Annotated in this window: 22 protein-coding genes, 1 tRNA gene and 2 pseudogenes; 13 read left to right on the top strand and 12 right to left on the bottom strand. The window is 67.2% G+C overall.

All coding sequences use genetic code 11. The features are described from left to right. The first annotated feature begins 12 nt into the window (after nucleotides 1-12). Complete coding sequence (locus JOF56_RS32300) at nucleotides 13-3,843, top strand: ThuA domain-containing protein (protein ID WP_209643232.1); 3,831 nt, start codon at nucleotides 13-15, stop codon at nucleotides 3,841-3,843. 135 nt (nucleotides 3,844-3,978) lie between these two features. Here the strand turns inward: JOF56_RS32300 and JOF56_RS32295 are convergent, their stop codons facing one another. The 6 genes from JOF56_RS32295 to JOF56_RS32270 all read right to left on the bottom strand — a co-directional run bounded on the left by JOF56_RS32295 (nucleotide 3,979) and on the right by JOF56_RS32270 (nucleotide 8,667). Beyond that, nucleotides 3,979-4,335, bottom strand: a complete 357-nt coding sequence (locus tag JOF56_RS32295) for a hypothetical protein (RefSeq protein ID WP_209643231.1) — start codon at nucleotides 4,333-4,335, stop codon at nucleotides 3,979-3,981. Nucleotides 4,336-4,400: 65 nt separating this feature from the next. After that, the gene (locus JOF56_RS32290) at nucleotides 4,401-5,351 is read right to left on the bottom strand and encodes an isopenicillin N synthase family dioxygenase (protein ID WP_209643230.1); all 951 of its coding nucleotides are present in this window, start codon (nucleotides 5,349-5,351) and stop codon (nucleotides 4,401-4,403) included. Further along, on the bottom strand, nucleotides 5,348-6,136 hold the full coding sequence (locus JOF56_RS32285; protein WP_209648615.1) for a TetR/AcrR family transcriptional regulator: 789 nt from the start codon (nucleotides 6,134-6,136) through the stop codon (nucleotides 5,348-5,350). The genes JOF56_RS32290 and JOF56_RS32285 overlap by 4 nt, the downstream gene beginning before the upstream one ends. Before the next feature lie 46 nt (nucleotides 6,137-6,182). Further along, nucleotides 6,183-6,965, bottom strand: a complete 783-nt coding sequence (locus JOF56_RS32280; protein ID WP_209643229.1) for a class I SAM-dependent methyltransferase — start codon at nucleotides 6,963-6,965, stop codon at nucleotides 6,183-6,185. Beyond that, nucleotides 6,962-8,089 carry a carboxylate-amine ligase gene (locus JOF56_RS32275; protein ID WP_209643228.1) on the bottom strand — a complete coding sequence of 376 codons (1,128 nt, stop codon included), beginning with the start codon at nucleotides 8,087-8,089 and terminating at the stop codon, nucleotides 6,962-6,964. The genes JOF56_RS32280 and JOF56_RS32275 overlap by 4 nt, the downstream gene beginning before the upstream one ends. An 8-nt stretch (nucleotides 8,090-8,097) precedes the next feature. Further along, a complete protein-coding gene (locus JOF56_RS32270; RefSeq protein ID WP_209643227.1) occupies nucleotides 8,098-8,667 on the bottom strand; it encodes a helix-turn-helix domain-containing protein in 570 nt (189 codons plus the stop codon). Between the two features lie 67 nt (nucleotides 8,668-8,734). On the opposite strand from JOF56_RS32270, the gene JOF56_RS32265 reads away from it, so the two are divergent. The 4 genes from JOF56_RS32265 (at nucleotide 8,735) to JOF56_RS32250 (ending at nucleotide 11,666) form a co-directional block, all read left to right on the top strand. After that, nucleotides 8,735-9,421, top strand: a complete 687-nt coding sequence (locus tag JOF56_RS32265) for an AzlC family ABC transporter permease (protein WP_209643226.1) — start codon at nucleotides 8,735-8,737, stop codon at nucleotides 9,419-9,421. Beyond that, nucleotides 9,418-9,741 (top strand): AzlD domain-containing protein, encoded by a 324-nt coding sequence (locus tag JOF56_RS32260; RefSeq protein ID WP_209643225.1) that lies wholly within the window; start codon nucleotides 9,418-9,420, stop codon nucleotides 9,739-9,741. The genes JOF56_RS32265 and JOF56_RS32260 overlap by 4 nt, the downstream gene beginning before the upstream one ends. Nucleotides 9,742-9,849: 108 nt before the next feature. Beyond that, nucleotides 9,850-10,437 (top strand): winged helix-turn-helix domain-containing protein, encoded by a 588-nt coding sequence (locus JOF56_RS32255; protein WP_209643224.1) that lies wholly within the window; start codon nucleotides 9,850-9,852, stop codon nucleotides 10,435-10,437. Then, entirely contained in the window at nucleotides 10,434-11,666 is a 1,233-nt protein-coding gene (locus JOF56_RS32250; RefSeq protein WP_209643223.1) for an MFS transporter, read from the top strand. Before JOF56_RS32255 ends, JOF56_RS32250 begins: the two co-directional genes overlap by 4 nt. Here the strand turns inward: JOF56_RS32250 and JOF56_RS32245 are convergent. Beyond that, on the bottom strand, nucleotides 11,548-12,348 hold the full coding sequence (locus JOF56_RS32245) for an SDR family NAD(P)-dependent oxidoreductase (protein ID WP_209643222.1): 801 nt from the start codon (nucleotides 12,346-12,348) through the stop codon (nucleotides 11,548-11,550). The two genes, JOF56_RS32250 and JOF56_RS32245, sit on opposite strands and share 119 nt — an antisense overlap. Nucleotides 12,349-12,416: 68 nt before the next feature. Here JOF56_RS32245 and JOF56_RS32240 point away from each other — a divergent pair, with 68 nt between their 5' ends. Beyond that, the gene (locus tag JOF56_RS32240) at nucleotides 12,417-12,803 is read left to right on the top strand and encodes a winged helix-turn-helix transcriptional regulator (RefSeq protein WP_209643221.1); all 387 of its coding nucleotides are present in this window, start codon (nucleotides 12,417-12,419) and stop codon (nucleotides 12,801-12,803) included. 4 nt (nucleotides 12,804-12,807) lie between these two features. On the opposite strand, the gene selD is transcribed toward JOF56_RS32240, so the two are convergent. Continuing rightward, complete coding sequence (gene selD, locus JOF56_RS32235) at nucleotides 12,808-13,788, bottom strand: selenide, water dikinase SelD (protein ID WP_209643220.1); 981 nt, start codon at nucleotides 13,786-13,788, stop codon at nucleotides 12,808-12,810. A gap of 53 nt (nucleotides 13,789-13,841) precedes the next feature. Between selD and JOF56_RS32230 the strand changes: the two genes are divergently transcribed. From JOF56_RS32230 to nrfD, 6 genes are all read left to right on the top strand, one after another. Continuing rightward, nucleotides 13,842-13,933 (top strand) — tRNA-Sec (locus tag JOF56_RS32230). A gap of 12 nt (nucleotides 13,934-13,945) precedes the next feature. Beyond that, on the top strand, nucleotides 13,946-15,205 hold the full coding sequence (gene selA, locus JOF56_RS32225; protein WP_209643219.1) for an L-seryl-tRNA(Sec) selenium transferase: 1,260 nt from the start codon (nucleotides 13,946-13,948) through the stop codon (nucleotides 15,203-15,205). Continuing rightward, complete coding sequence (gene selB / locus JOF56_RS32220) at nucleotides 15,196-16,920, top strand: selenocysteine-specific translation elongation factor (RefSeq protein ID WP_209643218.1); 1,725 nt, start codon at nucleotides 15,196-15,198, stop codon at nucleotides 16,918-16,920. Before selA ends, selB begins: the two co-directional genes overlap by 10 nt. A gap of 6 nt (nucleotides 16,921-16,926) precedes the next feature. Then, entirely contained in the window at nucleotides 16,927-20,127 is a 3,201-nt protein-coding gene (gene fdh / locus JOF56_RS32215) for a formate dehydrogenase (protein ID WP_209643217.1), read from the top strand. After that, a complete protein-coding gene (locus tag JOF56_RS32210) occupies nucleotides 20,124-20,882 on the top strand; it encodes a 4Fe-4S dicluster domain-containing protein (protein ID WP_209643216.1) in 759 nt (252 codons plus the stop codon). The genes fdh and JOF56_RS32210 overlap by 4 nt, the downstream gene beginning before the upstream one ends. Next, entirely contained in the window at nucleotides 20,879-21,676 is a 798-nt protein-coding gene (gene nrfD / locus JOF56_RS32205; protein WP_209643215.1) for an NrfD/PsrC family molybdoenzyme membrane anchor subunit, read from the top strand. Before JOF56_RS32210 ends, nrfD begins: the two co-directional genes overlap by 4 nt. Here the strand turns inward: nrfD and JOF56_RS32200 are convergent. Continuing rightward, nucleotides 21,673-22,863, bottom strand: a pseudogene (locus JOF56_RS32200) (thiamine pyrophosphate-dependent enzyme); the annotation flags it as partial. The gene nrfD and the pseudogene JOF56_RS32200 sit on opposite strands and share 4 nt — an antisense overlap. Here JOF56_RS32200 and JOF56_RS58410 point away from each other — a divergent pair. Then, nucleotides 22,855-23,073: pseudogene (locus JOF56_RS58410) on the top strand (LLM class F420-dependent oxidoreductase); the annotation flags it as partial. The pseudogenes JOF56_RS32200 and JOF56_RS58410 overlap by 9 nt on opposite strands. Here the strand turns inward: JOF56_RS58410 and JOF56_RS32195 are convergent. Genes JOF56_RS32195 through JOF56_RS32190 form a run of 3 tightly spaced genes read right to left on the bottom strand, consistent with a single transcriptional unit; the run spans nucleotide 23,070 to nucleotide 24,560 of the window. Continuing rightward, on the bottom strand, nucleotides 23,070-23,783 hold the full coding sequence (locus tag JOF56_RS32195) for a metallophosphoesterase family protein (RefSeq protein WP_209643214.1): 714 nt from the start codon (nucleotides 23,781-23,783) through the stop codon (nucleotides 23,070-23,072). The pseudogene JOF56_RS58410 and the gene JOF56_RS32195 sit on opposite strands and share 4 nt — an antisense overlap. Continuing rightward, nucleotides 23,780-23,947 carry a hypothetical protein gene (locus tag JOF56_RS58405; RefSeq protein ID WP_245378481.1) on the bottom strand — a complete coding sequence of 56 codons (168 nt, stop codon included), beginning with the start codon at nucleotides 23,945-23,947 and terminating at the stop codon, nucleotides 23,780-23,782. Before JOF56_RS58405 ends, JOF56_RS32195 begins: the two co-directional genes overlap by 4 nt. Beyond that, on the bottom strand, nucleotides 23,931-24,560 hold the full coding sequence (locus tag JOF56_RS32190; RefSeq protein WP_307855354.1) for a nucleotidyltransferase family protein: 630 nt from the start codon (nucleotides 24,558-24,560) through the stop codon (nucleotides 23,931-23,933). The genes JOF56_RS58405 and JOF56_RS32190 overlap by 17 nt, the downstream gene beginning before the upstream one ends. Nucleotides 24,561-24,663 lie beyond the last annotated feature (103 nt).

The following is a 24,663-nucleotide window of genomic DNA, read 5'->3' as shown; positions in this document are numbered from 1 at the left end:
TGTGAGGTTCCCATGCGAACACGCCTTGCCGCGGCGCTCGCCGCGGTGCTGATAACGATCGGCCTGATACCAGTGACGGCATCGGCGCAGGCTGAGCCGGCGTTCCGGGCACTGCTGTTCACCAAGACCGCCGGCTACCGGCACGACTCCATCCCCGCCGGGGTGGCGATGTTCAAGAAGCTCGCCACCGACAACAACTTCGAGGTCGTGCACACCGAGGACGCCGCGGTGTTCAACGACGCCAACCTGGCCACGTTCGACGTCGTGATCATGTTCCAGACGTCCGGCATGGTCTGGGACACCGACGCACAACGCCAGGCCGTGCAGACCTACGTCCGCAACGGCGGTGGCATCGCGGCCATCCACAACGCCACCGACATGGGCATCGAATCGTCCTTTCCCTGGTGGGACGATCTGGTCAACGCCGGTGCGCACATGCCGAGCCACTCCCCCGGCGTGCTGCAGGGCCTGGCCAAGGTCGCCGAGCACGACCACGCTTCGACCGAGGGCCTGCCGGCCCGCTGGCAGCGCGCGGAGGAGTGGTACAACTTCGACCAGAACATGCGCGGCAAAGTGCACGTCCTGGTGACCGCGGACGAACGCACCTACAACCCGGGCCCGGACGCGATGGGCGCCGACCACCCGATCTCCTGGTGCCGTGACGTCGGCCTGGCCAAGGTCTGGTCCACCGCGATGGGCCACCCGCAGGGCGCGTACAGCGAACCGCTGTTCATCGAGCACATCCTCGGTGGCGTCAAGACGGCGGCCAAGGCCGTGCCGTCGGACTGCTCGGCCACTGTGGACAGTGCGTTCGAGAAGGTTCCGCTTGACACCAACACCAAGGCCCCGACCGCACTGACCGTCGCGCCGGACGGGCGGGTCTACTACACCGAGATCCTGGGCCAGGTCAAGGTCGTCGACCCGGCCACCAACACCACGTCCACCGCGCTGGACCTGCCGGTGTACTCCGGCGGCGAGGACGGCGTCATCGGCATCACCGTCGACCCGGACTTCGCCACGAACCACTGGATCTACGTCAACTACTCGCCGCCGGGCACCGCCGAGATCAACCGGATCTCCCGGTTCACCGCGCACGGCAACACCATCGACAAGGCCTCCGAGCAGGTGATCCTGGAGGTCCCCGCATCCAGGCTGGAGGAGCCCGGCCACACCGGCGGCTACCTGACGTTCGGGCCGGGCGGAAACCTCTACATCGGTGTCGGCGACGACACGAACCCGTTCCAGTCCAGCGGATACGCCCCGATCGACGAGCGGCCGGGCCGGGACCTGTTCGATGCGCAGAAGACGGCGGCCAACACCAACGACCTGCGTGGCAAGATCCTGCGCGTCCACCCGGAACCCGGTGGCGGCTACACCATTCCGGCGGGCAACATGTTCGCGCCGGGCACGGCCAAGACCCGGCCGGAGATCTACGCGATGGGTTTCCGCAACCCGTTCCGGTTCACTGTGGACACCGACGGCACGATCTACATGGCCGACTACGGCCCGGACGCGCGTGACGCCAATCCGAACCGCGGCCCGGACGGCAAGGTCGAGTGGAACATCATCCGGTCCCCTGGCTACTACGGCTGGCCGTACTGCGTGGCCAACAACATCCCGTACAACGACTTCGACTTCGCCACCAACACCTCGGGTGCGAAGTTCGACTGCGCCAACCTCGTCAACGACTCGCCGAACAACACAGGCTTGACCAACCTGCCTGCGGCCAGAACCGCTGAGGTCTTCTACGGTTACGGCGCTTCGGCGGAGTTCCCCGACTTGGGCACGGGTGGTGCCGCCCCGATGGCCGGTCCGGTCTACCGGTTCGACCCGAACCTGGCGTCCGACCGGAAGTTCCCCGCCTACTACGACGGCAGGCCGTTGTTCTACGAGTGGGCACGCAACCGGCTCTTCACGTTCAACCTCGACAGCCAGGGCTCGATCCTCAAGGTCGACCCGTGGCTGACCAGCCAGAAGACGCTGGCCCCGATGGACATGCGCTTCGGCCCGGACGGCGCGCTGTACCTGCTGGAGTGGGGCGGTGGCTACGGCCGGGACAACCCCGACTCGGGCCTCTACCGGATCGACTACAGCCAAGGCAACCGGCGGCCCGTCGCACAGGTCGCGGCGACGCCGACGTCCGGTGGTGTGCCGTTGGAGGTCCGTTTCTCCAGCGCTGGTTCGGCCGATCCCGAAGGCACGCCGGTGACCTACAAGTGGACGTTCGGCGACGGCGCGACGTCCACCGAAGCCAATCCCACGCACACCTACACGACTCGTGGTGCCTACAACGTGCATCTCGAAGTCACCGACGGGACCGGTAAGACCGGCTCGGCGAACGTGTCGGTCTCGGTGGGCAACACCGCTCCGGCCGTGTCGATCGCCCGCCCGGTGAACGGCGGATTCTTCGACTTCGGCCAGCAGGTTCCGTTCGACATCAAGGTGACCGACCCGGAGGACGGCCAGATCGACTGCACCAAGGTGGTCGTCTCCCCCGCGCTCGGCCATGACGCGCACGCGCACCCGACCGATCCGATCAACGCGTGCCGCGGCAAGTTCCCGACCGTGCTCGACACCGGGCACGCGGACGCGAACATCTTCTACTCGGTGGACGCCTCGTACACCGACAAGGGCAGCCAGGGCGTGCCGCCGTTGACCGGCCGTGCGACCCATGTGCTGCAGCCCAAGCACAAGCAGGCCGAGTACTTCACCGATTCCTCCGGTATCCGGATCGTCTCGCAGGCCGGTGCCGAGTCCGGCAGGCGGATCGGGGACATCTCCAACGGCGACTGGATCTCGTTCAAACCGATGAACTTCACCGGGATCAACCAGGTCCAACTGCGGGTGTCGTCGCCGACCGGCGGCGGTTCGGTCCAGTTGCGGGCCGGTTCGCCCACCGGTCAGCTCATGGCCGACATACCGGTCCCGAACACCGGTGGCTGGGACAACTACGTGCTGCTGCCCGCGGTGAACATCACGCGGCCGGTGGGGACGACCGAGCTGTTCATGGTGTTCCGCGGCAGTCAGCCGAGCCCGTTCGACCTGGACTCGATGACCTTCGTGGGCAACGGCGTGGTCGACGTCCAGGCGCCCAGGACAACCCTTTCCGCCCCTGCACCGGACGGCAAGGACGGGTGGTACGTCACCCCGCCGAAGATCACGTTGTCAGCTGCGGACGACGAGGACGGTTCGGGTGTCGAGTCCACTGAGTACAGTGTGGACGGTGGCGCCTGGACTCCTTACACCGCACCGTTCCCGATCACAGGGGAAGGTTCCCATGTGGTCCGGTACCGGTCGGTGGACGTGGCCGGGAACGTGGAGGCCGAAGGCTCCCGTGAGGTGAAACTCGACACGTCGGCACCTGTCCTGGCATTGACAGGCGTCGATCCCGGCGGCGAGTACGGCGACTCCAAGGATCTTGCATTGTCCTGGCAGGCGACGGATTCCGGGTCGGGTGTCGCCTCCCACGAGGCGAAACTGGACGGGAAGCCGCTCTCCCCAGGCACCTTGCCGCTGCACACACTGGCTCTCGGCAGCCATTCCCTGGAGATCGCCGCGGTCGACAAGGCAGGTCGCACGTCCCTGCATCGGATCGCTTTCACTGTCCGGACATCCGCGGACGACCTGCGGGCCTTGGTGGATCGGCTGGCGGCAGGGCAGGCACCGGCGCTCAAGCCACCGATCGACTTGGCGGAGCGCTTCGCCGCCGCCAAGCAGCCGCAGGCAGCAGCGTTGGCCATGTGGACGTTCAACTACGTGGTCAGGCTGACCGTGCCGGACAAGCAGGCAGCAGCTGTGCTTCTGCGTGATTCCAAGGCACTTGTGGAGCAATGGCGTAGCTGAGCAGGCAGGTCTGCCGCATGTTTCCTCCCCGACGCATGCGGCAGACCAAGCAATCGGGCGGCGCCAAGATGACCCGCACCAGGCTGCTCATGAGCAAACAATGCACCGCACGCCCTACAGTTCGCCTACAACGGCCTAGGCGGCTCGCCGGACAGCCTGTGACAGGCTCGCGTTGCAGGCCCTGACCAGGCTGTTCGTCGCGGCGCTGTGGCCGTCGCCGCACCGCGGGCAGGTGATCCGCACAGTCAGTGTCAGTTCGTCGACCGCGACACTGAGCTCGGTCTTACAGTCGCGGCACCAGCGGTGCCGGGTGACCGGGTTGACGTGCACCGAGGACGACACGCACTGGTGGATCCACCGGCCGCGCACGTGGCAGGTCAGCCGGTCGTCGGCGGCCAGCCGGCCGACGTCCTCGGCGCGGTCCTCCTGGGCCAGGCGCAGGTCCAGGGTCCGGCTGTGCAGGTCGATCACGCTTGCGGTGGTGGCGCTCATCTCGGTTCCCCTTTCCGGTCTCTACTTGCACGTCGAAGCAGGACCGGCGGGATCGACACAAGGCCTCAGGTTTTCTCCAGCCCGGCCGGGCCGAGCAGCCGCGGGAACACCTTCGAGACCTTCGCCACCAGGTACTCGCCGTAGGTTCCTTCGTATTCGTGCACGTCAGCGCCGTCCCAGCGGGGTTCGCCGGACAGCACCCGCTGCCCGACGGCACGCACGTCGGCGTCGAAACCAGGGTCGAAGAAGAACGGCCACGACAGCCGGTCGGTGGCGCGGGTCCCGATCACGCGATGCGGCGTCGAGCGGTAGCGGCCGCCGGTGAGCCGGTCGAGCATGTCGCCGATGTTGCACACGAACGAGCCCGGGATCGGCGGCGCGTCGATCCAGTTGGCATTCGACTTCACTTGCAGGCCGCCGTTGCCATCCTGTTTGAGGATCGTCAGCAGGCCGTAGTCGGTGTGCTCGCCGACGCCCCACGCCTCGTCGCCGCCCGGCGGGTAGTTGAAGATCCGGAACAGGATCAGCGGGTCGGCCGTGTACCTCTCGGCGAAGTAGGACTCGTCCAGATCGAGGCTGAGCGCGATGCCTCTCATCAACGCGTGCCCGACCTGTGTCTGCGCGGCCATGTAGCCGAGCACGGTCCGCCGGAACTCGTCGGACGGGAAGAGGTTGGGGCCGTGCAGCGGCCGGTCGTCCGGTGGCAGTTCGGCGCCGAAGTACAGGCCTTCCTTGCGGTCCGGCTCGCCGGAGGTCAGCTCGTCGCCGACCGGGAAGTACCCGCGCCAGGCCCGGCCGCCGAGCGCCATCCGGATCTTCATCTTGGTCCCGGTGTCCTGCGCGAAGAACTCCCGGCTCTGCTGCTCGAGCCTGGCCTGCAGGTCCTCGTCGACGCCATGGCCGGTGACGTAGAAGAAGCCGTTCGCCCGGCAGGCCTCGCCGATCGCGGCGGCCACCCCGGCACGGCCAGTGCCACCGGTCACCAGCGGCCCGATGTCGATCACAGGAATGCTCATGCGGTCTTCCTGATCGTCGTCTCGATGCCGTCCAGCAGGAATCCCAGTCCGGCGGTGAACGTCTCCAGCGCCTCGCGTTCCATGTAGAGCATGGAGTTGTCATGCGGCGTCTGGCTTTCCGCCTCCATCCGGACCGCCGCCGGGTAGCGCTCGGCGAAGTCCGGCACGGCTTCGGTCAGCGCGGCCGACCGGGCGTACCACCAGTCGTCCTCGGACATTCCGGTCGCGGCCGGGGCCAGTCTGGACTCGGCCACGGTCCGGGCGGTGCCACCGACGAAACTTGTCAGCGTGCCCACGATGTGCTTGAGCACCGGCGCGGGCACGTCGATCCCGTCGAACAGCCGGACCAGGGTCTCCAGCGTGGCGAACTCGTTGGGGCCCAGGACCGGCCGCGCGGAGGAGACCTGCAGTACCCAGGGATGCCGGAGCAGGAATTCCCAATAGGTCCGGGCCCATTCGGTCACGGCCACGCGCCAGCCCGCCGACAGGTCGTATCCGGTCGGCAGTTCGGCCAGCACCCGGTCGTACATCAGGTCGACGAGCTCGCTCTTGCTGGGAACGTATGTGTACAGCGCCATTCCCGTGCGGCCGAGCTGCTTGCCGACGGTCCGCATCGAGACCGCTGCCATGCCTTCGGCGTCGGCCAGGGCGATCGCCGCGTCGACGATCACGTCCGCACTCAGGCCCGGCTTGGGCCCCGGACTGACTCGCTCCGGCGCGCCCGCTGTCCGCCACAGCAGTGCCATCGTCCGGCGCACGTCGCCCTGACCAGCGAAGACAACCAAGAGGGCTCCCATCTCATTACAGCGTAAGATGTTAGCACCGCGTTGTTCAACGGCTCGCGGTGATCACCACATAGCGGGACGTCACCTTGAAGGCGTCCGGCGACTCGTTGCCCTCCACGAGGATCGCACGGGCGGACGCCTGCGCCCCGGCCAGCAGGCCGTGCGCCTCCAGCAGCGGCGTCGTGGCGACCATCAGCGGGTGCTGGACGAAACTGGCCTGCCAGTAGGACTCCACATCCGGCGCCTGGAAAGCCAGCGATCGCTCGTGTACCGCGACGTCGAAACCGTGCGGCTCGAACAGGCCGGCAGCCTGGGCGGGCTCGTACCATTCGAAGGACGGTCCGACTGAGCTACCGCTGGCCTCGCCAATGGCTTGCACGAGCACCTTCATGGCTTCCATCACCGCGCCTTCCGGAATCCACGCAGCGACAACGATCTTCCCGTCCGGCGCAGTGATCCGGGCGAGTTCCGCGGCCGCGACGGCCGGGTCCGGTGCGAAGATGACAGCGAAAACGGACAGCACGACGTCCGCGCTGCCGTCGGGCAACGGCACATTGGCCGCATCGCCGGAAACGAAATCGGCGTCGAGACCGCGAGCCGCAGCGGCGGCACGCGCGACCTCCAAGAGACGCGGCGCCGGGTCGACACCCGTGACACGGACGCCAGGATGTTGCGCGGCAAGCAAGGCCGCGTTGCCTGTACCGCAGCCGACGTCGACAACGTGCTGGCCGGACGAGAGCCCGGCCAGCTCGATGGCGGTCTGGGCCGCCGGCAGTAGTTGGGGCGCGACGCCTTCGAACTCGCCAAGGCTCCAATCCAGTGTGCTCATAGGTGACGTTCTACACCCATGGCGGGCGCGGGTACCACGATCTCGTCGAGTGCGTCGTCCAGCCGCCTGTGCTGTTCGAACGCGCGCAGCTGCCGCTCGGCCCCACCGCCGCGCTGCCGTAGCCAGTCCATAGTGGACGTGACCAGCTCGAGTTCCTCGGTGCGTTTCAGCTCGGGCGTGCACCGGTTGATTTCCTCGTCCAGGATCGCCTGCACCGCACGGAGTTCACCGGTCCTCGGGTCCGGGCAGAAACCGGCGAGGCCGTCCTTGGCCGCGCGCCACATCCCGGCCCGCAGCAGCTCGCCGGGGACATTCGGCGCGGCCACACCATCCGCGATGAGGTCCATCGCGTGTGCCACCAGGCATCGCACGACGATCGCGAACAGCGTCGCCTCCTGTGCCGTGGCAGCGACATCGCCGACGCGGATCTCGATGGTCGGCTGGTGTTCCGAAGGCCGCACGTCCCAGTAGACCATCTTGCGGTCCAGCGCGGCCTCGGCCTCCAGGTATCCGGCCACAATGGACTCGTACTGGTCGAGGGATTCCAGGTACGGCGGCGGCCCGCCGGACGGCCACCGACTGTAGAGCAGGTGGCGGCTGCTGGCGTAGCCGGTCGGCTTGCCGTCCACGAACGGGGAATTCGCCGACAGCGCAAGCAAAACCGGCAGCCACGGCCGCAAATGGTTGGAGACCTTCAGGGCAACCGCGCGGTCGTCCACACCGACATGGACGTGACAGCCGCAGACCAGGCCACCGACAACAAGCTGGCCGAAGTGCTCGGCGATCTGGTGATAGCGGCTGCCAGGCCCGATCAGCGCGTCGCCATTCTGGGCGTGCACGACAGTTCCGGACGCGGCCAGCCTGGCGTCCTGCCGCGCGGCGCCAAGCGCTAGCTGGTTGCGCAGATCAGTCAGTTCCCGGTGCAGATCGTGCGCGTCACGGCACACGCCCGTGGCTGATTCCACCTGGTAGCGCAACAGTTCGGGCTTCAGGTCCGCGTCCGGGTCCTCGGTCTCACCCAGCGCCTCGGGCGCGCGCGGCACCAACCGCCCCGTGCCGTCGACGAGGAAGAACTCCTCTTCAACTCCTAATGTCCACTCGCCAGGAATGCCCGATCGGCCCAATCGGCAAACTAGACGTGCTCGGAGACCAGGACCGCCGCGGTGTCGGGTTCCAGGGCCTTGAAGATGTGCGGGACGTCGGCCGGATAGCCGATGTAGTCACCGGGGTGGACCTCCACCGGCTCTTCGGTCAGGCCGATGAGCGCACGACCGCGGCTGAGCACGACATGCTCGACCGTCCCCGGGCGGTGCGGCTCCGATGCGCGTGGCGCACCTGGCTGCGCGGTGATCAGGTAGAGGTCCCGGCGCGCGTTCGGCGGACAGGCCGACAGCACTTTCGCGATGTAGTCGGAGTGCTCGGCGGCGAACACCGGTCCTTCGTCGGCCCGGATCACCTGCACTCTCGGCTTCGGCGGCTCGACCAGTTGGGCGAACGGCACATCCAGGGTCACGCACAGCGCCCAGAGGGTCTCCACGCTCGGATTGCCGGTGCCGGATTCCAGCTGGGACAGCGTGGACTTGGCGATTCCGGCCCGGCGCGCGACCTCGGCCAGCGAGAGTCCGGCGCGGCGGCGTTCACGCTGCAGGGACGCGGCGATCACGGAGATCACCGAGAGCTGGGCGGGGTTACTGGCGGGCATCGTTCGCTCCATCGGTCGGTGCGTTCGTCTTGACAAACGGTTTGCCTTGCGTTCAGCATAGCGGTTGATGCGTTCGATATGGAGAACCCTGGACCCCGAACTGGCGCGGGACATCGCGCTGGTGGTGGCGGCCTGCGCGTTCGTCGGGATGTCCTTCGGGGCCATCACCGTCAGCTCAGGCCTGCCGGTGTGGTTGCCGATGCTGATGTCCGTGGTGGTGTTCGCAGGCGCCGCCCAGTTCATGTTCGTCGCGATCGTCGTCTCCGGCGGCAGCCTGATCGCGGCCGTGGTGGCAGGCCTGCTGGTCAACACCCGGATGCTCCCCCTGGGCTTCGCCATCGGCGACGTCCATGCCACCGGCTGGCGACGGATCGGCAGCCACGTGATCACCGACGAGAGCGCGGCGTTCACGCTGTCGCAGCGCGATCCCACACAGCGTCGCGCGGCCTACTGGGCATGCTCGATCGGCCTGTTCGTATGCTGGAACATCGGCACGCTGATAGGCGCCTTCGGCGGCACGATCATCAGCGACACCAACGCTTTCGGACTGGATGCGGCCTTCCCCGCCGTATTGCTCGCACTCCTCTTGCCTTCGTTGGACAACGGCCCCACCCGTCGTGCCGCGGCCACAGGCGTCGTCGTCGCACTGGCGACATCACCCTTCCTGACCGCCGGTATGCCTGTGTTGCTTGCGTTGGTCGGCGTGCTGGCCAGCCTCGGCGGTGACCGATTCGCCGGGAAAGTGGCCGCATGATTTCCCCATTGGCCCTGATCGGCGCCGTGCTGATCCTCGCCGTGGGCACGTTCGCGTTCCGTATCGCAGGGCCCGTGCTGCGTTCCCGTGTGGAGCTCTCACCACGAGTCGAGAAGCTCATGATGGTCGGCGTGGCCGTGCTCTTCTCGGCTCTGGTCGCCACCTCGGCGTTGATCGACAACCAGGAGTTCGCCGGATTCGCCCGGCCCGCCGGTGTGCTGGTCGGCGGCGTCCTCGCCTGGCGCAAGGCACCTTTTGTCGTCGTCGTGATCGCCGCCGCGGCCACCGCCGCCGGCCTGCGCCTTCTAGGCGTTCCCTGACCGCCGTCGGTGAGGTGCAGCCTGAGCACGGTCTCTGAACCCCAGCACCTTGACAGCCCGCAGATTTGAAAGCATCCTTTCGAAAGAACTCTTTCAGATGGGATGCCGATGGCTGAGCTGCCTGCACGGATGCGAGTGCGCGATGTCGAGCTGATGCGTGCGCTGGCTCATCCCCTGCGCTCTGAGCTGCTGACGTACCTCATGTCGGTCGGGCCTCGTACGGCCAGCGAGTGCGCGACGGCCGTCGGCTCGACTGCCTCGAACTGCAGCTGGCATCTGCGGCAGCTTGGCTCGTGGGGTCTGGTCGAACGCGTGGATGGCGCCAATAGCCGTGACAAACCGTGGCGCGCCACTCAGGTTGGGCTCGACTTCGGCGACTTCACCGGCGATCCCGCCACGAAAGCCGCCCATCTCGCCACGATGGGCACCAGCGTTGCCAACGACCAGCTGCTGACCCAGCGTTTTGTGGACAGCATCGAGGTGCTCGAACCGGAATGGCAGCACGTCTCCGGCATGAACACCTACGCCTTGAAGGTCACTGCGGCCGAACTGGAAGAACTCTCCGCCGCGATCGACGCCCTGATCAGGCCGTTTGTCGCGACGATCCGGGAAGACGCCCCAGCCGACGCGCGGCCGGTGCACGCGAGCTGGCGCGGATTCCCACGAATCGAGGCCGACGGGACGCCAAGCGCATGAACCGGGCATTCGCGCGGTTGTGGACGGCGAGCCTGTTCTCCGAGATCGCCGAGTGGATGCTGCAGGTCGCGTTGCCGGTGTTCATCTATCAGGCGACCGGCTCGGCGGGATCGACCGCGTTGACGATGGCCGTGGGCATCCTGCCGATGGTGCTGCTCAGTCCGGTCGCGGGCATCGTGGCCGACCGCTGGGACCGGCGCCGGACCCTCTGGATCGTGTGCCTCGCGCAGGCCGCCGTCGCGGTGCCGCTGCTGGTGATCGGCGACGCGCTCGCGCTGATTTACGTGGTGATGGCCGCGCAGTCGACTGTGGCGTCGTTGTTCGAACCGGCTCGCAGCGCGTTGGTGCCTGAGGTGGTGCGACCGGACCGGCTTGTCGCGGCCAACGGGCTGATGGGCTTCAACTCCAGCATCGCCCGGCTGCTGGGCAGCGCGCTGGGCGGGCTGGTGCTCGGCTTCGGCGGGCTGACCTCGGTGATCCTGGTCTACCTCGGCGCGCTGGTGATCGCCGCGTTGTTGCTGCTTCCCAGGTTCGAGACATCGCCCAGAGTTGTGTCGCGGCAACCCATGTCGTGGCTGGACGGGTTGCGGGAGTTCGGCGGTGGCCTCCGGTTCACCGGCATGTCCTTGGTGTCGTCTTCCTTGTCCCAAGGGATGTTCATGGTCCTGTTCGTCGTCTTCGTGACCGGCCCGCTGGGCGGCGGCGAAGCCGAAGTGGGACTGCTGCGCGGGATCCAGGCCATCGGCGGGCTCGCGGCGGGCGCCGTGATCGCCTCCGTCGCACGACGTGTGGCGCCGGGGGCCATGCTGGGCTTCGGCGCGATCTCGCTGGGCGTGCTGTCGTTCATCACCTGGTACATGCCGAACGTGACCATGGCCGACACTGTCTACATTGTCCTCTTCGCCGCCACCGGCGCGCCCGCGGTGTTCTACAGCTCCGGCCTGCTGACCGTGCTGCAGACCGCGGGCGGGCCGGCCCGCTCCGGCCAGATCGTGGCAGCCGCCATGGCCGGGATGTCGGCATTCCAGGTCGTGGGCATGCTGGCGGCGGGTGCACTTGTCGATGTATGGGGCCTGACCGTGCTGCTCTACATCCAGGCCGCACTGAGAATCACCGCGGGCGTGGCAACACTGCTAGACCCGTTGTATAGGCGTCCAGTCGCGCCGCGTCCGCCGGATCGAGAGTCTTCAGCGTCAACGCGACCGGTTTCCCCCGGTCGATCGCGGTGAGCGGCTCGCCTGGCGGATTGCCGATCCAGTCCACGATAGGTCTCACGGAGTCGGCGACGGGCCGCGCGAAGAACGTGGCCAAGGTCTTGAGCACGCCGCGGACCAGCGGACTCTCGTGGCCGTCAAGTCCGCTGCGCGTGAAGCCCGGGTGGTAGAGGACGTACCGGGCACGATGTCCCTGCGCCGCGAACGACACCCCCAGCAGGTCGTTCGCCCGGCCTGCCTGAAGCTGGGCACGCACCAGGCTGTACTTCTCCCGCGACTGCGGGTCGTCCCAGTTGAGCCGCCCCGCGGTGGTGCCCACACCGGCGATGTTGACGATCACCGGGTCCGGTGCGGCGTCGAGCCGGGGTTTGAGCAGGTGGCCAAGCAGATACCGGCTCAGGTAGTACAAGGCGAACGTGAACTCCAGGCCGTCGGCGGTCTCCCGGCGTTTCGAGCTCGGCCGGTTGGCGAACAGCGCCAAGGCGTCCACCGGTTCGGTGATCTCGGCGGCCACCCGGTGCACCTCGGCGACCGACGACAGATCCGCTTGCAGGAATCGCACACCGGCAGGCAATGTCCGGCCTTTGGCTTCGTTGCTGCCGATCACTGTGACGCGGTCACCGCGCGCATGCCGCGCCAAAGCAGTAGCCCGGCCCATCCCCGATGTTCCGCCACTGATCACGACGGACTTGCCCACTGTTCCTCCTAAGCTTGGTGTGGACCCATCGTGGGTGGCCTGGCCCCCAAGCGAAAGAAGGCAGTTTCATGTCCGGTACGAACACCAGTGTTCCTTCGGTGCTCGCGCACGAACTGCCGCGGCCGGTGCCGCTCGACGAGCTCGCGGCCTGCCCGGTCACCGAGGTCTTCCGGCGAGTCGGCGACAAATGGAGCATGCTCCTGGTGATCGTCCTCGGCGGCCGCCCGCACCGGTACAACGAACTGCACCGCGCGATCGAGGGCATCAGCCAGCGCATGCTCACGCGCACGTTGCGCAACCTGGAAACCGACGGCCTCGTCAAGCGCGAGGTCTTGCCGACCGTGCCGCCCAGCGTCGAATACAGCCTGACTCCGTTGGGCTTCAGCCTGCTCGAGCCGATCTCCGGGCTCGCCGACTGGGCAGTGCTTCACGCCGGGCATTTCCGCCCTGCGTGACGGATCAGCGCACGATCACGGTGTGCTCGCCGCGCGCAACGAGTTCGCCGATGACCGGGGCGCCGGGGATCGTTCCGGCGAGCAGGAGGCCGCCTGATGTCTGGGCGTCGGCCAGCAGTAGTGCCTCGGACTCGGTTATGGCCGACAAGTCTGTGTGGGGACGGATCCAGTCGAGGTTTCGTCGTGTGCCGCCGCTGACGAAACCTTCGGCGAGGGCGGAACGCGCGCCATCGAGGTAGGGCACGGCGCGCGAGTCGATGACGGCGGTGACGCCGCTGGCGCGGGCCATTTTGTAGGCGTGGCCGAGCAGTCCGAAGCCTGTCACGTCTGTGGCGGCGGTGATTCCGGCCGCCAGCGCGGCCGTGGATGCATCGAGGTTCAAGGTGGTCATGGCGTCGACCGCTTGTGGGAAGGTTTCGCCGGTGGCTTTGTGGCGGGAGTTCAGCACACCGATGCCAAGGGGTTTCGTCAGCGAGAGTGGTGTGCCGGATTCGGCGGAGTCGTTACGCAGCAACCGGTCTGGGTCCGCTGTGCCGGTGACGGCCATGCCGTATTTGGGTTCGGGATCGTCGACACTGTGGCCGCCGGCGACGTGACAGCCTGCTTTGGTGGCTACATCGAGGCCGCCGCGCAGGACTTCGCCGGCCAGTTCCATCGGAAGTGTGTCGCGAGGCCAGCACAAGAGGTTGAGCGCGACGACTGGGATGCCGCCCATGGCGTAGACGTCCGAAAGGGCGTTGGCCGCCGCGATCCGGCCCCAGTCGTAGGCGGAGTCGATAACTGGAGTGAAGAAATCCGTGGTCGCGATCAGGGCCACTCCCCCGGCTACCCGCACGGCCGCGGCGTCGTCGCCGGTGTCGAGGCCGACGAGGAGCTCGCTGTGATTGCCTGAGCCGTGCAGGCCGGAGACGATCTGCTCGAGCTCGCCGGGCGGGATCTTGCAGGCACAGCCGCCGCCGTGCGCGTACTGGGTCAGCCTGGTCATGCGTTCATCCTGCCGAGACGGCCGCACGTTGGCAGGATGACAGCATGGTCCAGGGAGGCGTATCCGGTCTGGTGACCGGCGCGGTCTTCAAAACCGTTGAACGGCAGGAACTGTCGTTGGCGGGTTCGATTCCCGTCCGTCTCCGCCGGTCAGTGCCGTGACCGACCGGCGGCGGGACATTCCGGGCACGGACACCGTGCTCGCCGACCCGCGGCTGGTGAAAGCGGCGGGCGTTTTCGGGCGTCCTGCGGTCAAACGTTCCGTGCTGACAGCGCAGCAGAAGGCCCGCGACGGTCACATCGAGCCGGAGCAGGTCATCGACGAAGCTGTGGCGAATCTGCCGGCAACGCTGAAACCCGTGATCAACGCGACCGGCGTGATCGTGCATACGAACCTGGGCCGGGCGCCGTTGTCCGCGGCGGCGCGGGAGGCGTTGCTGGCCGCGGCGGGCACCACCGATGTGGAGTTCGACCTCAAGACTGGTCAGCGAGCCAAACGCGGACGCGGTGCGCTGCAGGCATTGCAGGACGCGGTGCCGGACGCCGGCGGCGTGCACGTGGTCAACAACAACGCGGCCGCGCTGCTGCTCACGGCGATGGTTTTGGCCCCCGGCAAGGAGATTGTGGTCAGCCGGGGTGAACTGGTCGAGATCGGCGACGGGTTCCGTATCCCCGATCTGCTCGCGTCCACCGGCGCGCGGCTGCGGGAAGTCGGCACGACAAACCGGACACACCGCCGCGACTACGAGCAGGCGATCAACGAGAACACCGGGTTCATCCTCAAGGTCCATCCCTCGAACTTCCTGGTCAGCGGGTTCACTGCCGAGGTGGCCGTCCACGAGCTCGATGTCGGCGTCCCGGTCGTCGCCGACATCGGCTCCGGCCTGCTGCAACCCCATCCGCTGCTACCGGACGAACCTGACGCGGCCTCGATGCTGCGGGCGGGGGCGAGCCTGGTGACCGCGAGCGGCGACAAGCTGCTGGGCGGGCCGCAAGCAGGGCTGATGCTCGGGCACGCGGAGCTGATCGAGCGGTTGCGGCGGCATCCGGCCGCGCGGGCCCTGCGTGTGGACAAGTTGACCTTGGCCGCACTGGAGGCCACGCTCCGCGGTCCTTCGCCGCCTGTGCACAGCACACTGAATTCAGAACTCAGCATGCAACGTGCGGAATACATTGTCAGCCGGCTCCCCGAGGGCGAGATCGTGCCGTCAAAGGCCGTCATCGGCGGTGGCGGAGCCCCGGGCGTCGAACTGCCCAGCCTGGCGATCAGCCTGCCCGAGAGCTACGCGGCCAGACTCCGCACGTGCGCGACCCCGGTAGTGGGGCGCGTCGAGCACGGCCGGTGCCTGCTCGACCTGCGCACAGTCCAGCCAGAGCAAGACGAAACCCTGATCGCGGCGGTCCTCGCATGCACGTGATCGCCACGGCCGGGCACGTCGACCACGGCAAGTCCACGCTGGTGAAAGCACTCACCGGAATGCAGCCGGACCGCTGGGAGGAGGAACGACGGCGTGGCCTGACCATCGGCCTCGGCTTCGCGTGGACCACCATCGGCGGCACCGACTTCGCGTTCGTGGACGTACCAGGTCATGAACGGTTCGTCGGGACCATGATGTCGGGCGTCGGCCCAGTGCCCGCGGTGATGTTCGTGGTCGCCGCGGACGGCGGCTGGATGCCCCAATCCGCCGAGCATCTCGCGGTTCTCGACGCGCTACAGGTCAGACACGGTCTGCTGGTGATCACGCGTGCCGACCTCGCCGACCCGGGACCCGCTCGGCGCCATGCCCGCGAGCACCTCCGCCGGACAACCCTGGGCGAAATCCCATCGGTCGTGGTCAGCCCCGAAATCGGAGTCGGTGAGCTCAAGGCTCAGCTGGCCAGGCTGTCGCTCCCCCAGCCCGATGTGACGGCTGATGTCAGGCTCTGGATCGACCGAGTGTTCACGATCGAGGGCGCCGGGACCGTGATCACCGGAACTCTCGCCGCCGGGACCATCAGCGCAGGTGACGAGCTTGTCCTCGGCGACAGGACAGTACATGTCAAAGGCCTGCACTCGCTCGGCCGGAAGGTGAGCTCAGCCGGCGCTGTCGCCAGGGTCGCGGTCAACCTGCGCGGCACAGAACGCTCGTCAGTACGGCGCGGGGACGCCTTGCTGACACCGAACGCCTGGGCCACAACAACTTCGGTCGATGTCCGGGTGGACACCGAGGCGTTGCGGGAGAATCTCGTGCTGCACATCGGCTCCGCGGCGATACCGGCCCATGTCAGGCCGCTCGGTGCCAGAACTGCCCGGCTGAAGCTGAAATCCGCCCTGCCGTTGCGAATCGGCGACCGCCTGGTGCTGCGAGACCCTGGACGGCACGAGATCGCGGCCGGTGCCGACGTGCTCGACATCGCTCCCCCACCGTTCCGCCGGCGCGGCGACGCCAAACGGCGGGGCACCGAGCTCGGCTCGATCACCGATCTGACGTCGTTCCACTTACAGCAGAAGGGATTCCTCAAACCTCAGGACATCCGGGTGCTCGGCCTGACCGAGCCGGACATCCCGCTGACAAACGGCTGGTACGTCGCCGCCGACCTGAGCGATGCCGTACAGTCGGAAGTAGCCGGATGGCAACGGGAAAACCCGCTCCAGCCGGGAATAGCACTGGACACCCTCCGGCAAAGACTCGCTCTGCCCGACTCGGCCCTTGCCGAAACTTTTGCCAGAAAAGCAGGCCTGAACGTCCACAATGGGCGGATCAGCACCACGATCGACCTACCAGGGCCTGTGGCGGAGGCAATCGGGAAACTGACCGCAGAACTACAGGACAAGCCGTTCCGTGCCCCCGACGCGGATCGCTTGAAAGAACTCGGCCTTGGCCCGAAAGAGCTCACCGCGGCAGTCCGGACGGGAGCATTGGCGAAGGTCGCGGACGGAATCGTGTTGTTGCCCAACGCCTTCGACCAGGCAGCAGACCGGCTTGCGGCAATCGCCGGTCCTTTCACCCCGGCGACCGCCAGACAGGCGTTGGACAGCACCAGAAGAGTGGTCGTTCCACTGCTGGAAAGGCTCGACGAGCTGGGCGTGACCCGCCGCCACCCGGACGGCACACGCACGATCTGCGGGCGCGCTGACCAGCGAGTACCGTGAACCGCAATGGGTGTACGGCAGTGGTTCCTGGGCTGGCCGGTGATCCGTCAGATCACCGGCGACGACCCGCTGGGCCGAGGGAGCGCCGTCCGGTCGGCACGCACCGAGCGGACGGTGCCTCGGACTGCCCAGGCCGACTCGGTGACCCGATCGATCTGTCCGTATTGCGCGGTCGGGTGCGGCCAGCAGGTGTTCGTCAAGGACGGTGCGGTCACCCAGATCGAAGGCGATCCCGACTCGCCGATCTCGCGCGGCCGGCTGTGCCCGAAAGGCTCCGCCAGCAAGCAGTTGGTGACCAGCCCGTCGCGGGTGACCAAGGTGCTCTACCGGCGTCCGCACGGCACCGACTGGGATGAACTCCCGCTGGATCAGGCGATGGAGATGATCGCCGACCGGGTACTGGCCACGCGCGAGCAGACCTGGCAGCAACGCGACGACGAGGGCCGCACGCTGCGCCGGACCATGGGTATCGCCAGCCTGGGCGGCGCGACGCTGGACAACGAAGAGAACTACCTGATGAAGAAGCTCTACACCGCGATGGGCGCGGTGCAGATCGAGAACCAGGCCAGGATTTGACACTCCGCCACGGTTCCCGGTCTGGGAGCCTCCTTCGGCCGTGGCGGTGCCACGACGTTCCAGCAGGACCTCGCGAACGCCGACTGTGTCGTGATCCAGGGTTCCAACATGGCCGAGTGCCACCCGGTCGGCTTCCAGTGGGTGATGGAGGCCAAGGCCCGCGGCGCCAAGATCATCCATGTCGATCCCCGGTTCACCCGCACGAGTGCGGTGGCGGACTTGTTCGTGCCACTGCGTGCGGGCAGTGACATCGCGTTCCTCGGCGGGCTGGTCAACTACGTGCTGGAGCACGGCAAGGACTTCCGGGAGTACGTGGTCGCGTACACCAACGCGGCCGCGATCATCAACGAGGACTTCCGGGACACCGAGGACCTGGACGGCCTGTTCTCCGGCTACGACCCGGACCAACGCATCTACGATCACTCAAGCTGGGCCTACCAGGGTGCCGAAGCCCGGTCCGGCGCTGGTGACCGGTCCGACCGGACGGGCGGTGAGCAGCACCAGGAGGCCGCGCAGGCCGACGTCTACGGCAGCGGCGGCGCACCGGCCAACGCGAAGCCGGACGAGGATCCGACCCTGGAGCATCCACGCTGCGTCTACCAGATCCTCAAACGCCACTACGCGCGGTACACGCCGGAGATGGTCGAAGAGGTCTGCGGGGTCCCGGTGACCCAGTTCCTTGAGGTGGCCGAGGCGATCACGGAGAACTCCGGCCGGGACCGCACGACAGCGCTGTGTTACGCGGTCGGCTGGACCCAGCACACCGTTGGCGTGCAGTACATCAGGACCGCGTCGATCCTCCAGGCGTTGCTGGGCAACATCGGCCGTCCTGGCGGCGGCATCCTCGCGTTGCGCGGGCACGCGGGCATCCAGGGATCCACCGACATCCCGACGCTGTTCAACCTGCTGCCCGGCTACATCCCGATGCCGCACGCCAGCGAGCACCTGGACCTGGAGTCCTTTGTGGCCGCCGACGCGGGCCGGACCGGCTTCTGGGGCAACATGGACGCGTACACCGTCAGCCTGCTGAAGGCCTGGTGGGGCGAGAAGGCCACGGCCGACAACGATTTCTGCTTCGACTATCTGCCGAGGCTGACGGGCGATCACGGGACGTACAACACCGTGCTCGCGCAGATCGCCGGTGAGTGCAAGGGCTACTTCCTGGTCGGCGAGAACCCCGCGGTCGGCTCGGCCAACGGCAAGCTGCAACGCCTCGGCCTGGCCAATCTCGACTGGCTTGTGGTGCGTGACCTGCAGATGATCGAGAGCGCCACGTTCTGGCAGAACGGCCCGGAGATCGAGACCGGCGAGCTGCGGACCGGGGAGATCGGCACGGAGGTCTTCTTCATGCCCGCGGCCGCACACACCGAGAAGGACGGCAGTTTCACCAACACCCAGCGGCTCCTGCAATGGCATCACAAGGCCCTCGAGCCACCCGGCGACGCGCGCAGTGATCTCTGGTTCTACTACCACCTCGGCAAATTGCTGCGGCAGAAGCTGCAGGGCAGCCGTAAGCACCGGGACCGTCCGTTGCAGGACCTGACTTGGAGCTATATCGAGGAAGGGCCGCTGGCCGAGCCGTCGGCCGAGTCCGTGCTCGCCGAGATCAACGGCACCGGGCCGAACGGGCCGCTTTCGGCCTATACCGAGCTTCGCAAGGACGGTTCGACGGCCTGTGGTTGCTGGATCTACTGCGGTGTGCGGGCCGATGGCGTGAACCAGGCTGCCCGGCGAAAGCCAGGGCAGGAACAGAACTGGGTGGCCTCGGAATGGGGCTGGGCGTGGCCTGCCAACCGCCGGATGTTGTACAACCGGGCGTCCGCCGATCCCGCCGGGAAACCGTGGAGTGAAAGCAAACGGTATGTCTGGTGGGACGGCGAGCGGTGGACCGGCGAGGACGTGCCTGATTTCGAGGTGACCAAACACCCCGGCTATCCGCCGCCTTCGGGTGCGCAGGCGGAGGCGGCCTTGGCCGGAGACGACCCGTTCATCATGCAAACCGACGGCAAGGCTTGGCTTTTCGCTCCCGCAGGGCTCGCCGACGGCCCGCTGCCCACGCATTATGAACCAGTCGAGTCACCCTATTCGAATCCGTTGTACAGCCAGGAACACAACCCGATCGCCCAGCTTTACCGGCACCCGGCCAACCAGTACAACCCAAGCCGAAGCCCGGTTTTCCCTTATGTCGTGACGACCTATCGGCTCACCGAGCATCACACCGCCGGTGGAATGAGCAGAACCCTGCCGTACCTCTCGGAACTGCAGCCTGAATTCTTCTGCGAGGTCTCCCCCGAGCTGGCCGCCGAACGCGGGCTTGAGCATCTCGGCTGGGCCACGATTGTCACTGCCCGGACTGCGATCGAGGCCCGTGTGATGGTCACTCGTCGAATTCCGTCTTTGCGCGTGCGCGGAAGGATCGTGCACCAGGTCGGCCTGCCGTACCACTGGGGGCCGAACGGATTGTCCATAGGGGACGCTGCCAACGACATCCTGTCGGTGGCGGTGGACCCCAACACCCACATCCAGGAAGCCAAGGCGGCCACGTGCGACATCGTCCCCGGCCGCCGTCCCCGCGGAGAAGCCCTGCTCGACCTGGTCGAGGACTACCGTAGGCGAGGAGGAATCACATGACCGACCGCGTCGGGTTCTTCACCGACACCTCGGTGTGCATCGGCTGCAAAGCCTGTGAAGTGGCCTGCAAGACCTGGAACGACGTCCCGGCCGACGGCGTCGACCTGCTGGGAATGTCCTACGACAACACAGGCCGGCTGGACGCGAACACCTGGCGTCACGTCGCCTTCATCGAGCAGCAGGTCGAGGACGACACCCGGTGGCTGATGTCCAGCGACGTCTGCAAACACTGCACCCATGCGGCCTGCCTCGACGTCTGCCCGACAGGTTCCCTCTTCCGGACGGAATTCGACACAGTGGTGGTCCAGGCCGACATCTGCAACGGTTGCGGCTACTGCATCCCGGCTTGCCCGTTCGGCGTGATCGACCGAAGGCAGGACGACGGCCGCGCCTGGAAATGCACCCTCTGCTACGACCGGATCGGCGACGGCCTCATGCCCGCCTGCGCCACAGCCTGCCCCACCGAATCAATCCAATACGGCCCTCTCGACGAACTCCGCGAACGAGCGGACGAACGGCTCGCCACCTTGCATTCCCAAGGCGTTTCCGATGCCCGGCTTTATGGCCGGGACCCGGACGACGGCGTCGGCGGAGCGGGTGCTTTCTTCCTGCTACTCGACGAACCCGAGGTCTACGGCCTGCCCAAGGACCCTGTGGTGACCACACGTGACCTGCCCGCAATGTGGCGCCGCGCGGGAATCGCGGCGCTTGGAGTCGCGGCCGGAGTCGCGCTGTCTTTCCTGGGCCGCCGATGAGCTACTACGGCAAGCCGGTACTCAAGGAACCCGTCTGGAAAATGCCCGACGTTCCCGGCTATCTCTTCCTTGGCGGAATGGCCGGAGCGAGTGCCTCCATGGCCGCCGTCGCCCAGATGACCGGCCACAACGAGATTGTCCGGGCTGGGCGGATCGCCGCGACTGCCGGTGCGATGGCCAGTGTCGGGGCGTTGGTTCATGATCTCGGCCGGCCCGAGCGGTTTCTGAACATGTTGCGAGTCTTCAAAGTGACCTCGCCGTTGTCGGTCGGGTCCTGGATTCTGGCGCCGTTCTCCGGGTTGGCCGCGTTGAGCGCGGTTTCCGATCTCAGTGGGCGGTTCACACGGATCGGGAGTCTGGCGGGGGCCGCGGCCGGTGTCCTCGGCCCCGGAATGTGCACCTATACCTCGGTTCTGCTTGCCGACACGGCCATTCCCGGCTGGCATGACGCCTATCCCGAGCTGCCGTTCGTGTTCGCGGGCAGTGCGATGACCAGCGGGGCCGGAGCGCTGCTGGCCGGCGCCCCACAGAGCCGGCCGGCCGTTCGGCTCGGCCTGATGGGCAGCGCGCTCGAACTGACCGCGGCAGCCGTCATGGAACGCCGGATCGAGGCCTACAGCCAGGGCCGAGCCGGGAAGTTCCTCAAGGTTGCCAAAGCCCTGACCGTCGCGGGCGCCGGCCTTTCGCTTGTCCGCAGCAGGACTGCGGCAGCCTTGGCCGGCGCCAGCTATCTCGCGGCTGGGGCCTGCACCCGGTTCGGGGTTTACTACGCAGGCCTTGCGTCGCGTGTTTAGGGCAGGAGTTCCGCGAGTTTGGTGCGGATTGCGTCCCAGATGATCCTGGCCGCTTCGGCGTCCCCTTTCAGGATCGCCTCGGTCATGGATCTGACCTGGTCGGCGGTGGCGTGCGGCGGGATCGGGGGAATCTCGGCGTCGCAACGGATGTCGAGCACCGCGGGCATGTCGGCTTTCAGAGCCTGGTCCCACGCGGAGCCGAGTTCGTCGGGGTCCGTCACCGTGATGGCCGGCAAGCCCAGTGAGGCCGCGAACGCCGCGTAGTTCACGTCCGGCAGCACCTGGGATTCCTCGAACTTCGGCGCGCCGCCCATCGCTCGCAGTTCCCAGGTGACCTGGTTGAGGTCGTTGTTGTGGAAGACGCAGACAACGCACCGGGGATCGGCCCACAGACCCTGGTAACGGGCGATGGTGATCAATTCGGCCATGCCGTTCATCTGCATCGCGCCGTCGCCGACCAGGGCGACCACCGGCCGTCCCGGGTGGGCGAACTTCGCGCCGATCGCGTACGGCACACCGGCACCCATGGTCGCCAACGTCCCAGAGAGCGAGCCGCGCATCTGGCCGCGCATCCGGAGGTTGCGTGCGTACCAGTTGGTCGACGAACCGGAGTCCGCGGTGACGATCAGGTCGTCGGGCGCACGCTCGGACAGTTCGTGCACGATCCGCATCGGGTTGACCGGATCGGCCGAGACCATGGCCTGATGCTGCATCGAATGCCACCAGTCGGCCACGTTCTTCTCGATCTTCTCCCGCCAGCGCCGGTTGTCCTTACGGCGCAGGAGAGGCAGCAGGGCGCGAAGGGTGGAGTGCGCGTCACCGACGAGATTCACCTCGGTGGGATAACGCATCCCTATCCGCGTACCGTCCACATCGATCTGAACCGCACGTGCTTTGCCGTACTCAGGCAAGAACTGGCTGTACGGGAAGTTCGATCCCACGATCAGCAACGTGTCGCAGTCACGCATCAGCTCGTAACTCGGCCGCGTGCCGAGCAGACCGATCGAGCCGGTCACGTATGGCAGGTCGTCAGACATAACGTCCTTGCCCAGCAACGCTTTGGCCACACCGGCGCCAGTCAGGTCGGCGACCTGACGCACTTGGGCGACAGCGTCCCGCGCGCCCTGCCCGATCAGGATCGCGACCTTGTCGCCTGAGTTCAGCACTTCCGCGGCCCGCCGGAGTTCACGAGCTTCGCCGCGGCGACATCCTTCGTACGCCCGGAGGACGTCGCCGCCTCGATCCCTTGTGGACCAGATGTCGAGCCGATTGTCGAGCAGGCCCAGCAGTACGCCGACGCGGGCTTCACGGATCTGGCGTTCGTCCAGATCGGCGGCGACCACCAGGAAGGCTTCCTCGACTTCGCGAAATCCAAGCTGCTGCCCGCTTTGGCCTAGCAGTCAAGGCAGTACACGGCGAAGGCGGCACCGATCACCGGCTGGGCGACGTTGCGGACGCGCACGCCGCCCGCGGTGACGCCTTGCTCGGTCCCGAAGTGCGCGTGCCCATGGATGGCCAGGTCGACACCAGTGGCATCGATGGCCTCGGCCAATTGGTAGCAGCCCAGGAACGGGAAGATCTCCGGCGGTTCGCCGCGCAGGGTGTCCACGACCGGCGAGTAGTGCGTCAACGCGATCTTCAGATCCGTGTCCAACTCCTGCAACGCGGCCCGCAGCCGATCGGAGATTTCCACGGTGTGCTGGATGAACGCCTTCATCTCCGGCTCGCCGAACACACTGCCGGACTTGCCCGCGAAGCCGCCACCGAATCCTTTCGCGCCCGCTATGCCCACTGTGGACTGTCCTATCCGGAGCACAGTATTGGCGCCTTCCAGGACGGTGATGCCGTGGTCCTCCAGCAGTGCCGTGATCTGCTTTTCCTGATCGCTGTGGTAGTCGTGATTGCCGAGGACGGCAACGACCGGGACAGGCAGATTCTCGAACTCGGTGGCGACGACCTGCGCCTCGGACACTGTGCCGTGCCGGGTCAGGTCTCCGGCCAGCAACAGCACGTCCGCGTGGTCGCCCAGGTTCTCCAAAGCGGGCCGCAGCCGGCCGCGGGCGTCCTCACCAAGGTGTACGTCGCCCACCGCGGCGATCCTGATCACCTCAGCTCCTCTCGCCTGGTCGGTTCATCCGCGCACACCACGTGGATATCGTTGTGGATGACCATGTCCGGCGCGATCTCGCTGATCACAGTGGACACCTCGGCGCGCCTCTCCTCGGTGGCCACGTCGCCGCTGACCACCACCTGGTCACCGCGTACGGTCACTCGTACGCCCTGCTCGGCCGTTCTGGGATCCTCCGCCAGAGTGGTTCGCAGGCGCGCCACCAGATATTGCGGCGGGGTCATCGCTCCGCCTCCCTTCGCCTATCTCGTCGTCGGTGATCCCCAAGCGGTCGCACAGCAGCAGGAAAGCCTCCGCGTAGGGCGAGGCCGCTGTCTGCGTACGCACCGTGGGCCAGTCGATCTGCTCCCGCAGCGCACGCGCGATCGGCAGCAACGCGGCCAGGTCGCAGCGGTGCACCTCGAGTGCGAGCAGCTTGCCGACCATCACCTCGGTGCCGCGCTGGACGTGCATGATCGTGGCGCCGACCCGGATCTCCTCGGCGTCGTCGAGGGTCTCGGGCGTCACCTGGCGGTCGTTGGCCCGGAAGATCAGGTCCACCAGGCGGTCGCCGTCGTAGACCTTGGTCAGCCACTCCTCCGGCGGGTCCGCGGCCCGGAATCCGGCCGCCACCAACGCCTGGACGGCCGTGGGGACGTCCTGCTCCTGGATGAGGATGTCGACGTCGTGCTCGGTCTCGGGCCCACCGCGGGCGTACACGGCGCATCCGCCGGTCAGTGCGAACCGCACTCCGGTCGGGCGTAAGGCACTCGCCACCTTGGTCACTGTAGGCGGCGCCACCTTGGTCACAGTGCTCACCAGGGGCGCAACAGAGCGTCTTGGACGTCCGAACCCATGACCATCTGGTACCCCGGCCCGG

This window comes from Kibdelosporangium banguiense, from assembly GCF_017876405.1.
In the GTDB taxonomy this organism is placed as follows: domain Bacteria; phylum Actinomycetota; class Actinomycetes; order Mycobacteriales; family Pseudonocardiaceae; genus Kibdelosporangium; species Kibdelosporangium banguiense.
This window is presented reverse-complemented; position numbering and strand designations above follow the sequence as displayed.